The 12,937-nt window shown below is 49.6% G+C and carries 14 protein-coding genes; 7 read left to right on the forward strand and 7 right to left on the reverse strand.

Annotated features, from left to right (window positions below):
- Positions 1–28: 28 nt before the first annotated feature.
- Positions 29–1,249: an IS256 family transposase gene (locus J9260_RS10980; RefSeq protein WP_210217517.1), complete on the forward strand. Its 1,221-nt coding sequence runs from the start codon at positions 29–31 to the stop codon at positions 1,247–1,249.
- A 17-nt stretch (positions 1,250–1,266) separates the two neighbouring features.
- On the opposite strand, the gene J9260_RS10985 is transcribed toward J9260_RS10980, so the two are convergent.
- Positions 1,267–1,491 (reverse strand): PIN domain-containing protein, encoded by a 225-nt coding sequence (locus J9260_RS10985; protein ID WP_246499399.1) that lies wholly within the window; start codon positions 1,489–1,491, stop codon positions 1,267–1,269.
- A gap of 3 nt (positions 1,492–1,494) precedes the next feature.
- The gene (locus tag J9260_RS10990) at positions 1,495–1,752 is read right to left on the reverse strand and encodes a type II toxin-antitoxin system Phd/YefM family antitoxin (RefSeq protein WP_210217814.1); all 258 of its coding nucleotides are present in this window, start codon (positions 1,750–1,752) and stop codon (positions 1,495–1,497) included.
- A 113-nt stretch (positions 1,753–1,865) separates the two neighbouring features.
- Here J9260_RS10990 and J9260_RS10995 point away from each other — a divergent pair, with 113 nt between their 5' ends.
- Together J9260_RS10995 and J9260_RS11000 are read left to right on the forward strand one after the other, a co-directional pair.
- On the forward strand, positions 1,866–2,102 hold the full coding sequence (locus J9260_RS10995) for a hypothetical protein (protein WP_210217815.1): 237 nt from the start codon (positions 1,866–1,868) through the stop codon (positions 2,100–2,102).
- Positions 2,102–2,443 carry a type II toxin-antitoxin system PemK/MazF family toxin gene (locus J9260_RS11000; protein ID WP_210217816.1) on the forward strand — a complete coding sequence of 114 codons (342 nt, stop codon included), beginning with the start codon at positions 2,102–2,104 and terminating at the stop codon, positions 2,441–2,443. Before J9260_RS10995 ends, J9260_RS11000 begins: the two co-directional genes overlap by 1 nt.
- Before the next feature lie 76 nt (positions 2,444–2,519).
- Here J9260_RS11000 and J9260_RS11005 read toward each other — a convergent pair whose 3' ends face one another.
- Together J9260_RS11005 and phaE are read right to left on the reverse strand one after the other, a co-directional pair.
- On the reverse strand, positions 2,520–3,581 hold the full coding sequence (locus J9260_RS11005) for a class III poly(R)-hydroxyalkanoic acid synthase subunit PhaC (protein ID WP_210217817.1): 1,062 nt from the start codon (positions 3,579–3,581) through the stop codon (positions 2,520–2,522).
- A gap of 29 nt (positions 3,582–3,610) precedes the next feature.
- Positions 3,611–4,768, reverse strand: coding sequence for a class III poly(R)-hydroxyalkanoic acid synthase subunit PhaE (gene phaE / locus J9260_RS11010; RefSeq protein ID WP_210217818.1), 1,158 nt, complete (start codon positions 4,766–4,768; stop codon positions 3,611–3,613).
- Positions 4,769–4,873: 105 nt separating this feature from the next.
- Here phaE and J9260_RS11015 point away from each other — a divergent pair, with 105 nt between their 5' ends.
- The 3 genes from J9260_RS11015 to phaR all read left to right on the forward strand — a co-directional run bounded on the left by J9260_RS11015 (position 4,874) and on the right by phaR (position 7,660).
- Complete coding sequence (locus tag J9260_RS11015; protein WP_210217819.1) at positions 4,874–6,058, forward strand: acetyl-CoA C-acetyltransferase; 1,185 nt, start codon at positions 4,874–4,876, stop codon at positions 6,056–6,058.
- A gap of 136 nt (positions 6,059–6,194) precedes the next feature.
- Entirely contained in the window at positions 6,195–6,923 is a 729-nt protein-coding gene (gene phbB / locus J9260_RS11020; protein ID WP_210217820.1) for an acetoacetyl-CoA reductase, read from the forward strand.
- Positions 6,924–7,204: 281 nt separating this feature from the next.
- Positions 7,205–7,660: a polyhydroxyalkanoate synthesis repressor PhaR gene (gene phaR, locus J9260_RS11025; RefSeq protein ID WP_210217821.1), complete on the forward strand. Its 456-nt coding sequence runs from the start codon at positions 7,205–7,207 to the stop codon at positions 7,658–7,660.
- Positions 7,661–7,719: 59 nt separating this feature from the next.
- On the opposite strand, the gene J9260_RS11030 is transcribed toward phaR, so the two are convergent.
- The 3 genes from J9260_RS11030 to J9260_RS11040 form a co-directional block, all read right to left on the reverse strand.
- Complete coding sequence (locus J9260_RS11030) at positions 7,720–8,187, reverse strand: Dps family protein (protein ID WP_210217822.1); 468 nt, start codon at positions 8,185–8,187, stop codon at positions 7,720–7,722.
- 169 nt (positions 8,188–8,356) lie between these two features.
- Positions 8,357–9,886: a DegQ family serine endoprotease gene (locus J9260_RS11035; RefSeq protein ID WP_210217823.1), complete on the reverse strand. Its 1,530-nt coding sequence runs from the start codon at positions 9,884–9,886 to the stop codon at positions 8,357–8,359.
- Positions 9,887–9,996: 110 nt separating this feature from the next.
- Entirely contained in the window at positions 9,997–11,793 is a 1,797-nt protein-coding gene (locus J9260_RS11040) for an AAA family ATPase (RefSeq protein ID WP_210217824.1), read from the reverse strand.
- A gap of 285 nt (positions 11,794–12,078) precedes the next feature.
- Between J9260_RS11040 and J9260_RS11045 the strand changes: the two genes are divergently transcribed.
- Positions 12,079–12,933: a 5-bromo-4-chloroindolyl phosphate hydrolysis family protein gene (locus J9260_RS11045; protein ID WP_210217825.1), complete on the forward strand. Its 855-nt coding sequence runs from the start codon at positions 12,079–12,081 to the stop codon at positions 12,931–12,933.
- Positions 12,934–12,937 lie beyond the last annotated feature (4 nt).

Genomic DNA, 12,937 nt, shown 5'->3' on the forward strand with positions numbered 1-12,937 from the left:
AACGTGAATCCCAAGAAGGAGCAGTAACATGGAACGCCTCGACCCGAAACTCATGGATGACTTACTCAGCGATTGCAAAACGCCTGCTGATGTCAAAAACCTTTACAGCCAGCTCTTGCAGCGGATGATCAACCGCAGCTTGGAAGCCGAATTGGATGTGCACCTAAACTACGACAAGGGTGAGCGTAGCGAAGCCGGGCAACGGCGCAGCAATACCCGTAACGGCAAAGGCAACAAGACCATCAAAGGCGAATTTGGTGAGTTGCAGGTAGAGACACCGCGTGACCGTGATGGCAGCTTTGAGCCGAAGTTGATACAAAAACGCCAAATACGGTTAGCAGGGATGGAAGAACACATCCTGACGCTGTACGCCAAAGGCATGACCACCCGCGACATCGAAGACACGATCAAACGCCTGTACGGGGTGGACATCTCGCATACGCTGATCGCGGAAGTAACCGAAGCCGTTCAGGGCGAAGCTAAAGCGTGGCAGACGCGAGCACTGGATAATATCTACCCGATTGTCTGGCTCGATGGGATTGTCGTTAAAGTTCAACAAGATAAGCAGGTCATCAATAAATCAGCCCATGTGGTATTGGCGGTCAACTTACGCGGTGAAAAGGACGTGTTGGGCATCTGGTTGGCAGAAAATGAAGGTGCCAAGTTCTGGTTATCGGTCTTGACGGAACTACGCCACCGGGGCGTACAAGACATCTACGTGGCGTGCATGGATGGCTTAAACGGCTTGCCTGAAGCCGTCAACGCGGTCTTCCCCAAAACGCTGACCCAGTTGTGCATGGTACACATGGTTCGCGCCAGCTTGCGCTACGTCACCGCCAAGGATACCAAAGGTGTGGTCGCTGCCCTCAAGCGCATTTACCAGTCCAGCACTGCTGAAGAAGCCGAACACGAACTGGAAGCCCTCGACACCGAATGGGGTAACAAATACAAAGCAGTCGTGCGTCTATGGCGCGGTAACTGGGCGAATGTCATCCCGTTTTTCCAGTTCCAGCCGGAGATCCGCAAAGTGATTTACACCACCAATGCGATTGAATCCCTGAACATGAGTTTGCGCAAGTTTACCCGCAACCGGCGCATCTTTCCCAATGACAGTTCAGCCCTCAAAAGCCTGTATTTGGCGGTACGCGAAGCCTCGCAAAAGTGGTCGGTCATTCACCACTGGAAACCCGCTTTGCAGACTTTTTTACTTATGTTCGGTGAAGAGCGGGTTCCGCTCTCCGCCCTATGAAAAACGTGTTACACAGTTTATTTGACAGACTCGGCAGCTACGTTATCCAGCCATATTTCCAATTCGGCTGCACGTTGGCTATCCTGATCCCGCGTTAATTCTATACCCGCCTGAATTTCAGCTAATGTTACCGCCGAGAGGTATAAATCCTTATCGTCGACGGACTGAATCCACGCGACAACTGCCCCATGCGGTTTTTGTCTCCTGAGTTCAGAGACAACATTCGTATCCAACAAGTACATGATTTATAGAACCTCTTGTACCCGTCTTCTGCGAGCTTGCCCGCGCTCTGGCAACACAAGCTCACCACGCCCCGCGTCAGACAGCAATAAATCTTTCAGTGATGGTTTTGCGACGGCTTGGAGTCTACGCCAGACTTCAACAGGAACGAGAACCGCCGTTTCAGCACCACGCCGGGTGACTACTTGCGGCCCTTGCGCAAGACACGCATCCAAAAACTCGCTAAACCGCGCTTTAGCATCTTGGACAGCCCAAGTTTGCATAAGCATACCTCGTAAATGACTAGTTAGATGACCAGTCTATCCCGCCTTATCTTAAAGCGCAAATGTTACCCCCCTCTTGACATCGGTATAACCATTGTCATACTCTAATTCACATGAAGACAGCCATATCAATACCTGATCCAATATTTCAAGCAGCAGAACTGTTTGCTAATCATTTTGGTATATCCAGAAGTGAGCTTTACGCCAAAGCTATTGAAGAATACATAGCATCAAGGCGATTTATGAATGTCACCGCAGCATTGAATAAAATCTATGGCGATGAACCTTCTGTCTTAGATGATGAATTATATTCAATGCAGATTAAGTCCATTCCACGCGAGGAATGGTAATGAAGCGAGGGGAAATATGGTGGGCTTCTCTTGAAGAACCCAGAGGCTCAGAACCGGGTTATAAAAGACCCGTTGTCATCATCTCATCCGATGCATTCAACCACAGTCGAATACAAACTGTCATTGTCGCAATAGTGACTTCAAATTTACGCTTGGCTACTGCTCCGGGTAATATTTCTCTGGCCAAAAGAGACACAGAATTATTAAAAGAATCTGTCATCAATGTTTCACAGATTCTAACTATTGATAAATCGTTCTTAATAGAGAAAATCGGCAGATTGCCAGACAAAAAAATATCGGCACTTGATGAAGGCTTAAAGTTAAGTCTATCTATTTTCTGAATTATAAAAAACAGATCTCCGTAAGCGCAAATAGCATCCCACACCTCCCCAATACGGGGAGGCCGGGAAAAGCTGTTTAGCTGCGTGCAGTCAGCCATTCACCAATCGCTGGTGGAATGGTTTTTTGCGCTTTACCGCTCACGTAAATACCAATGTGACCGCCTTTGAAAGACAGTTCGGTGTAATCTGAGCCGCCCAGCGCACCTTTTAATGCGCGTGAAGCGTCCGGCGGAACCAAATGGTCTTGTTCCGCGAATACATTCAGCACTGGCATGGTGACGTTTTTCAGGTCAATGGTGTAATCACCAATCTGTACTTCGCCTTTCAGCAGTTTATTTTGCTGGAAGAAGTCTTTGATGAATTGGCGGAACGTTTCACCAGCCTGATCCGGGCTGTCGAAAATCCACTTTTCCATGCGCATGAAGTTTTTGAGGTTTTGGCTGTCGCCCATCACGTCAACCATACCGAGGTACTTTTGCCCCATTAATTGGTACGGTTTCAGGTTGAGGAACGTCCAGTTAAGCATTTCGCCGGGAACGTTGCCGATGGTGTCGACCAGTTGGTCAATGTCGACGTTTTGTACCCAGTGGCTCAACATATTGTCTGGCGTGTGGTAATCCACTGGCGTGACCATAGTGATGAGATTTTTAACTTTTTCAGGATGCATGGAGCTATAGCACAAGCTGAAAGCACCACCTTGGCAAATCCCTAACAGGTTAATTGCATCGACATTGTGACGCGCACGAATTTCATCCACGCAGTTGTCGAGATAACCGTTGAGATAGTCGTCCATTGTCAGGTAACGGTCGGATGCGTCCGGGTAGCCCCAGTCGATCAGATATACATCTTGACCCGCATCCAGCAACCCTTTGATGGTTGAGCGGTTTTCTTGGATGTCGGTCATGTAAGGGCGGTTAACCAGCGCGTACACAATCAGCATTGGCACTTTATTGCTTGGCTCGGCATTACCGGTGTAATGCAGCAATTTGAGCTTGTCTTCGGTGTAAATCACCTCAAACGGGGTAACGCCAGTGGAAATCTCACCGACTTCCATTAAGTTGGTCATACCTTGCGCGAGTTTTTCGTTGAAGGTTTTCACTTCGTTCAGAATTTGATCTGGACGCATTTGAAACGGCATGTTCGTTCTCCTTGAATATCCAGTACTGATTACGCTTTTTTGGTATTAGCGCGAGGTGTTTTCTTCGGTTTGGCGACAGGCGCAGGTGCAACAGCCGGTTCAGGTTCAGCAGCAACAACGACCGGCTCAACCACAGGTTCAGCAACGACAGGTACGGGTGCAGCAACCGGAGCAGGCGCAGGTTCAGACGCTTGTGCAGCAACCAGAGCATCAACCTTGCGTGACAATTCTTGTAATTGCTTGCGTAATGCGCGGTTTTCGCGGCGCGTTTCCTGCTGCTTTTCAAAAGCAGCATTCAGTTCGGTGCGGGTCGGCAGGTTGGCGGAGGCGTACACGCTGTCCAACTCAGTATTGATACCTTTTTTGAGTACCATCAACGCATTGACCAAATCACCGTAAACCACCTGATATTCATCAGTCATGGCGAATTTGGCGTAAACTTCTTCGTTAACTTCTACCCACAGATCATACAACTCACGCAATGAGCTAATGTTCTTGCCTTCTTCACGCAGCGTCGCAACACGCTCACGCAACGCTTGCACAGATTCAATACCCTGTTTCGCGAACGCTTTCAGGTAATCATCCATTGCTTCTTGGTAATTCGTGCCTTTTTGCGCTAGGACTTGCAAACGCTCTTGCGATTCGCGGTTATAACCGACTGCTGGCGTTGCTAATAATTTGCTGAGTTGCTCGCTCCAGTTTTCGGAAGTCGGCATCTGGAAACCACCCGCGCCCATCGACTGAAACGCTTGCATTCCCATGCTGTTCAACACGCGCTGCCAGCTATCCATTGCTGCTTGGCCTACGCCAAAACCGTGCGCACCGAACTTGCTCATGTCAAGTTGCGTGCAGCACTGACGGAAACCGTTTTCCATCGCATCCATCCACGCATTCATGCTTTCTGCGCCAGATTTACCGGATTGCTGAACAGTGTAGGCATTTTCTGCCAGATTCATGTAGACTTTACCCATCTCAACCATACGCTGGAACGCATCTGTTGAAGCACCGGGGGTTGTATGTGGGCTAACGGCTTTCCACCATTGCTCTAAACCTTGTGTCCAAGCTGGTGTGCCGAAGCTGGGTTGTGCGCCTACTTTTCCCATTGTGGAGAGGTCAGACCAAGCATTCCAATAACGCTGCTGCGCGTCAGACCAGTTTTTCATCATATCTTCAGACCAAGCTGCCATTAGAGTACCCATCCTCCACGTAAAAAAGATTGCATTACTCTAGCGTAGCATGTTACTTTGTGCGCTGCAACAAAGTTGATAATCCGCACGTTTAGGAGGTTTTTAATGCAAGATAATATCGTGATTGTGGCTGCTGGCCGTACTGCTCTCGGCACATTCGGTGGTTCACTCTCATCACTCCCCGCATCAGAACTCGGTGCAACCGTCATTAAAGGTTTGCTGGAACGCTCTGGCCTGAAACCTGAGCAAATCAACGAAGTCATTTTAGGTCAAGTTTTGACCGCTGGCGTAGGCCAAAATCCTGCACGTCAAGCGGTGTTATCTGCTGGCTTGCCGGTTGAAGTACCAGCAATGACCATCAACAAAGTTTGCGGCAGCGGCTTGAAAGCAGTCCATTTGGCGTATCAAGCGGTTGCTTGTGGCGATGCTGACATCGTAATCGCAGGTGGTCAGGAAACCATGAGTGCTTCCGCACACGTCCTGCCAGGTTCACGCAACGGTCAGAAAATGGGCGACTGGAAACTGGTCGACACCATGATTAAAGACGGCCTGTGGTGCGCTACTAACGATTACCACATGGGTATGACTGCTGAAAACATCGCTGCCCAATACGGTTTCACCCGTGAAGCGCAAGACGAATTCGCTGCTGCTTCACAACAAAAAACTGAAGCTGCGCAAAAATCGGGCGCGTTCAACGACGAAATCATTCCTGTCGTGATCCCACAGCGTAAAGGCGATCCACTGGTATTCAACACTGACGAATTCCCACGCGCTGGCACAACCGCTGCTTCTTTGGGCAAACTGCGCCCTGCGTTCAAGAAAGATGGTTCAGTAACAGCGGGCAACGCTTCCGGCATTAACGACGGTGCTGCGGCAGTCATCGTGATGACCGCTGCTAAAGCGGCTGAACTGGGTTTAACCCCAATGGCTCGCATCGTAGCGTTCTCTAGCGCGGGCGTTGATCCGGCAATCATGGGCACTGGCCCTATCCCTGCTACGACCAAGTGCTTGGAAAAAGCAGGCTGGAGCGTTGCTGACCTCGACATGATCGAAGCCAACGAAGCCTTCGCAGCACAAGCAATGTCGGTTAACGAAAGCCTCGGCTTTGACCTGAGCAAGGTTAACGTCAGCGGCGGCGCAATTGCATTGGGTCACCCGATTGGTGCTTCCGGCGCACGTGTGCTGGTAACACTGTTGCACGGCATGAAGCGCACTGGCGCGAAAAAAGGTCTGGCAACACTGTGTATCGGTGGTGGTCAAGGCGTTGCGTTGGCGGTTGAAGCGGTTTAAGACCCCTCACCCCCTAGCCCCCTCTCCCTCAACGGGCGAGGGGAACAAGAAATTATACCTTCCCTTTTCTTAGCCCCTCTCCCCTTGAGGGAGAGGGGTTGGGGTGAGGGGTAAACAAATAGTAGGAGCATTGATTATGAGTAAAGTTGCACTGGTAACTGGTGGTACTGGCGGTATTGGTAACGCGATTTGCAAGCAGTTCGCTGCTGACGGTTACAAAGTTGTTACCACTTATTTCGAGCCGGAAGAGCAAGCCAAAGCATGGCAAGCCAAGCAAGATTATGAAGTTGCAATCTACCCTTGCGACGTAAGCAACTATGACGATTGCGCGAAACTGAAAGAATCCGTGATTGCGGATTTCGGTCAAGTTGACATTATCGTTAACTGCGCGGGTATTACTCGTGACGCAACCTTCAAGAAAATCACCCCAGCACATTGGGCTGCGGTCATGAAAACCAACTTGGACAGCGTTTTCAACGTGACTCACCAGTTCGTGAACGAAATGGCAGAGCGTGGCTTTGGTCGCGTCATCAACATTTCTTCCATCAATGGTCAGAAAGGTCAGTTTGGTCAAACCAACTACAGCGCGGCAAAAGCGGGCGTACACGGTTTCAGCATGGCTCTGGCACAAGAAGTGGCTCGTAAAGGCGTAACTATCAACACCTTGTCACCGGGCTACATCGCGACTGAAATGGTTATGGCTATCGCTGAAGACGTGCGTAACAAAATCATTGCGCAAATCCCAGTAGGTCGTTTGGGTACTCCAGAAGAAATGGCTGCAATCGTTTCTTTCTTGGCATCCGACAAAGCGGGCTTCATCACTGGTGCGAACATCTCCGCTAACGGCGGTCAGTTCATTCACTAAGAGATTTACCCCTCACCCCCTAGCCCCCTCTCCCTCAAGGGGCGAGGGGGAATAAGAGTGATGTAAAATCTGTACCTCTCGTTCTTAGCCCCTCTCCCCTTGAGGGAGAGGGGTTGGGGTGAGGGGTTCTCACCCGCTATTCACTGCTTTTGTGCATCGCCATACTGTTTTTGTGTGCATAACAAAACGTTAACCTATAAAATCAAACTTAGAAGCTGCTTTCATGCTAGGCAGCCGTTGATTTTTGTTTGTTTCACCACACAGTAGCTCAAAAAAATACCATGACCGACGAACGCATTATTAAGAAATACCCCAACCGACGCTTGTACGACACCAATCAAAGTTGTTATATCACTTTGAATGATGTGCGTGATTTAGTGCTGGCTTCCGTTCCTTTCAAAGTCATTGACCGGCAATCCGGGGATGACATTACCCGCAGCATTTTGTTGCAGATCATTATGGAACAGGAATCTGGTGGGCAACCGCTGTTCAGTGCCAATATTTTGGAACAATTTATCCGCAACTACAGCGACACCACCCGTAAAGGCTTCACTGAATACATGGCGCAAAGCGTTAATTTATTTACGAATCAGCAAGAAGCCATGCGCGAACAAATGCATAAGGTGTTGGCTGGTACGCCCTTGGATTCTTGGCTGAAAGTAGGCGAGCAAAATATCCAGACTTGGCAAAAAATGCAGGAAAGCATCCTCGGCAATTTAAAGCCGAAGAGCAGGTAGTTCACCCTACCCTCGGTTTGCATTGCGAGAACGTAAACCGAGGGCGAGGTGTGGTTGGTTCACTCCAACATGCTGCGTAACATCCATGCATTTTTCTCATGAATCTGCATCCGCTGCGTCAATAAATCCGCCGTAGGCTCATCACTTGCCTCATTCACTACGGGGAAAATACTGCGTGCGGTACGCACCACAGCTTCCTGACCTTCCATCAACTGACGGATCATGTCCTGCGCTTTCGGAATGCTCTCTTCTTCCTTGATCGACGAAAGACGGCTGTAAGCAGCGTAAGTCCCCGGTGCAATATGACCCAACGCACGAATACGTTCCGCAATTAAATCCACCGCTAATGCCAACTCGTTGTATTGCGTCTCGAACATGAGGTGCAAGGTGTTGAACATCGGCCCGGTCACATTCCAGTGGTAATTATGCGTTTTGAGGTAAAGGGTGTAAGTGTCTGCTAATAAACGTGAAAGACCGTCTGCAATGGCTTGACGTTGTTCTGTTTGAATGCCGATTTGAATGTCCATGTGCCTGTCTCCGGTGTTGTCTAACTGTTGATGAGTACACTATAGACCTATTCAATCAAACTTAAAATTTGAATATTATTATATCAATCTAAAAAACCGCTTGATAAAGCACAACGACAAAAGCAGGCCGAAGCCTGCTTTTATGTCACCGAACCACCGATATGATGGATTACGGTTTGCTAATCGCAATAAAGCGCGTTTTACCGTCTTGCATCACCAGCATTGCCAACGGCTTGCCTTCTGGCGCGGACTTCACCGCTGCCTTTAACGCATCTGCTGAAGTAATCGACGCATTATTGACCGAAACGATAATATCACCCGTGGTCAAACCCGCTTTATCCGCCGCGCTGTCGGGCAACACTTCACGAATCATTACGCCCCCTTCCTTGAGCTCATTCGCTTTACGTTCGGCTTCGGATAAATCCGCCACGACCACACCCAGCACACCTTGGCCTGCTTCGCCCGTGGCGACACGCGGGCTGGATTTATCACCGCTATCTGCCAACTCATCCACGGTTACATCAAGCGTTTTTTCCGAACCAGCACGCAACACTTTAACAGGCACGCTGGTTCCAACAGGGGTATTACCCACCAGCAACGGCAAATCAGAGGCCGACTTCACTTCGCCTGCGCCAAAACCGATAATCACATCACCTGCCTGAATACCCGCTTTGTCCGCCGGACTCCCGCGCTCCACGCTCGACACCAATGCACCGCTAGGCTGACTGAGGTTAAACGAGGTGGCTAACTCTTGATTCATATCCTGAATCGCTACACCCAACCAACCCCGGCTCACCTGCCCTTTGGCTTTAAGCTGTTCCACCACATTTTTCGCAACATTGATGGGAATCGCGAACGAAATCCCCATATAACCACCGCTTTGGCTATAGATTTGCGAATTCACCCCTACCACGCGCCCGGACAAATCGAATAACGGGCCGCCGGAGTTACCGGGGTTCACTGCCACGTCGGTTTGAATAAACGGCACGTAAGTTCCGTCCGGCAAACTGCGTGACAACGCGCTGACAATCCCTTGCGTCGCGGTATGGTCTAAGCCAAACGGTGCACCAATCGCGAACACCCACTGCCCCACATCCAAACCATCGGAATTGCCTAATTGCACCACAGGCAGGTTATCGGCTTTCACTTTCAGCAACGCAATGTCACTGAGTTTATCCATCCCAATGACTTCGGCAATCAATTCACGCTTATTACCTAAACCAACCGTGACGGTTTTAGCGTCATCCACCACATGCGCATTGGTGACGACATAACCATCAGCGGAAATGATAAAACCCGAACCAACCGCTTGCGCTGAACGCTTCTTACCCTTATTGCCATCGGGTAATTGACGGAAAAACCGCTCTAATTCAGGTGGCAATTCCAACCCATCGGGCAAACCCAAACCGTAGGCAGAGCTAACCGCTTTGCCTTCAACGCTAATATTCACCACTGCCGCGCTGTTTTGCTTAATCAATGCCACTAAATCCGGCAAACCACCCATCGTCGGCATCGCAACAGGTGCAGCGATGGGCGCGAGTGGTGTCGTGACCACCGCAGCAGGCGCGGGAGCCGCTGGTGCAGCGGGAACGGCTGGCGTTGCAGGCGGCAATACTTCAGCCATCGTTGGCAGCACAGCAAAACCTAACGCCGCACCCAACAAGCCAGTCGCTAATGCCAATTTATTACGCTTGAACATGGATAGTCGCTCCTCAATCAATTTTTTACACATGGCAAACAGTGTGACAAGAACAACATTACAACAGGCTTGCGAATTCATTAACGAATGTTCATGCGGTGGGATTATGCTCAGTATTGCGCCAGACTCTCCCACACCACCCGCTCAAACCCAATCGCCACCACTGCCAAACAGCGCAAGCGTTGCGGCTCACGGTATTTTTCCATCAACACCCGCTGGTAATCGCGTAACTGCACCAATGCACTTTGCAATACCGATTGAACCACTGGCAGTTGTTGCAGCGTTTCGCGACTTTGCTCACGCAAGGTTTCTGCGGTCATCCCCACATCAGCCAGTGAAAGGTATTTAAACTCCAGCACAATATCCTGCAACGCGGCAAGGCGGCGCATATCAGGGCGGATAATCATCAGCAAATCGGCATAACGTCGTTGCAATGCGGCTTCCGAGTCCATGATGTAATAAGTGTCATCAAACAGCAGGCTCATGAAGGCGGCTTTGATGGTCAACTCATTACCCCAGCGATAGTCACGGTTGTTGAACACTTTGAAATAACTGTTTTCAAGGTAATCCGCTAACGGTTGCAACTCAGCGGTTTGGTAAAATTGTTTGGCAAGCCCTTCAACTTCGCGACGTTGCGCTAAGTCTGGCAGGGCTTTTTCGCGCAAGGTGTCCACATACAGGGCGTAAATGACCCGATTGGGGACTTCCAGCCGCAGCTCTTCCAGCTCTCCACCCAAGCCACCGATGGTCAACACCCCGAAAAAATACAGCAGCGACACCATGTAACGCGCATCGTGTTGCAACCGATGCAGTTGTTCCACCCCGAACTGGCTTTCCAGATAGGGCAACAACACGGGGTTTTGTTCATCTAAAATATTACCAATGACACTTGCTCCGCCGGGTAAGTTAGCAATGTAACTAATTCGGCTGGCATCCATTGCAAGATTGCCATCTAGCATTTGTTCTGGTGGGCGGCAGCGTTTTTGGTAAGCGCGTAAAAAATAAAAACACAACGTCGGGTTATAGAGGGTGGGAAGACTAATATCTGGACAAAAGCGATAGCCATTATAAAATTGACGCATGGTTTCCAGCACTACGCTGGTTTCGCTTGTGGGCAAGCCGCACGCCTGAACCACTTCATCGACTAGCCCTGTCAATTCCGGTTCGCTAATTCCGCATAAGTTATTAAAGTCTTCATCCAAGTAAATATTGGTGGCAACGTTGTAACCGCTGGTCATGTCACTTAGCACCAAGGGCGATACGCCGGTGATGAATACTCGCGCAATTTTGCCTTCCGATGCCCCTGCTTTAATGATCTTGAACAAGGTTTTGACCACGCCTTCGCTTTCTAGCAAATCGCTGTAACGTTGGCGATTGCCTACGTCATGCACCAGCACTTCATTGGCGAAATTGTCGTATTCATCGACCAGCAAATAGATGCTGTGACCACTATTTTTTACCGCATCCATCACCGATTGGAACGAACCAAGCGCATCAGCCATGATGACCACGGGATGTTTCAACAACGGCTGGTAACGCTGCATAAAATCTTGAATGGACTGGTTAATGTGGATAAACAAGCTGCGTTGTATATCCTCCACATTCCCCTTGGCTGATACCTTGGAGAAATCCAAACGCAGAATCAAATATTGATTACGCTCTGCGGTTGGGTTGCGCCCGACAGCAAGATCGCCAAACAACATCTCAAATTTATCCAGCGTATTGATGTCGTAATAATTCGCTAACAGCGACAACAGTAACGATTTACCAAATCGGCGCGGACGTAAAAACACCAGTTGCCGACCTGCTTCTTCCAACACAGGAACCGCGTTGGAGCGGTCAAGGTACAAATAACCCTCGCGGCGTAGGGTGTAAAAGTCACTGATGGCATAGGGAAATTTAAGCATTTTCCGGCAACTTGCGTGGTTGGGTGATGGACCGATTATACACCCCTGCTCGGACCCCGACACAACCCGGACACAACTCATCCAGTTTTACTTGAATTCCCCCTTGAATAACGTAGGCTATTACCATACATATTCGCTATACTTTGCTGCATCTTAAAAGGATGACATTATGGCCTATACATTAAAAAAGACGGTTGGCTTCATCTTGTTGCTCGTCACCATCGGTGGGGTGAGCATCGCGTCTGTTATTCACCTTATTCCGCCCATTTTTTAGGAACGGGACACATGGCATCAGCAAAGCGTTACGACCCTACCCTTCATGCCGTGCGCTATGGCATCAAAGGCATTTTGTTATTCCTGTTACCGCTGCCCATCTTGATTACCTCGATTGTGCTGCTGTTACGTGGGCAAGTATTTGACACTTTGGTCACTGGCGGTGCATTCGCAGCTTTCATGTTAGCGGCAACGGTGGCGCGACACGGTTTCCGGCTGCAAGGTGAATACGAACGGCGCAAAATTGCACGTGCGCCGACCACACCGTACAAAACCGTAGCAGCGTTATTTATCAGCATTACCACGGGCGTATTGGATTGGTGGACTTCTGACTTCGTAATGGGCGCGTTACCCGAATCCGTGTTAATTGGCGCGGTGGCCTTCCTAGGGTTTGCGTTGTATTACGGGCTTGACCCGCGCAAAGATAAAGCAGGTAAGCTGTCGCTAGGCGTTACGGTCGAAGAGGTGTTGGAAGCCTTGGATGCCGCCAATCTGAAAATTGACGCTATTGAAGATGCCCGCCGTAAAATCCGCAATCCTGAATTCAATGCACGCTTGCAACGCATTACCAACAAAGCCCGCGAAGTCGTGGACAGTATCGAAGACGATCCTGCCCGCTTAAGTCGTGCACGTAAATTTCTCAAAGTGTATTTAGACGGAACCCAGCGTGTCACTGAGGGCTATGCCCAGACGCATCAAGGGCTGGCAGCTCCGCAAGCCTTGGAAACCAATTTCAGCCGCGTGCTGGATTCGATTGAGCAAACCTTCACAGAACAACAGACTAAACTTCTCGAAGATAACCATTTTGATTTGGACGTACAGATAGAAGTGCTGGAAACCCAACTCAAACGTGAAGGCGTTATTTAAATCA

The sequence above is a fragment of the Thiothrix unzii genome, from assembly GCF_017901175.1.
GTDB lineage: Bacteria > Pseudomonadota > Gammaproteobacteria > Thiotrichales > Thiotrichaceae > Thiothrix > Thiothrix unzii.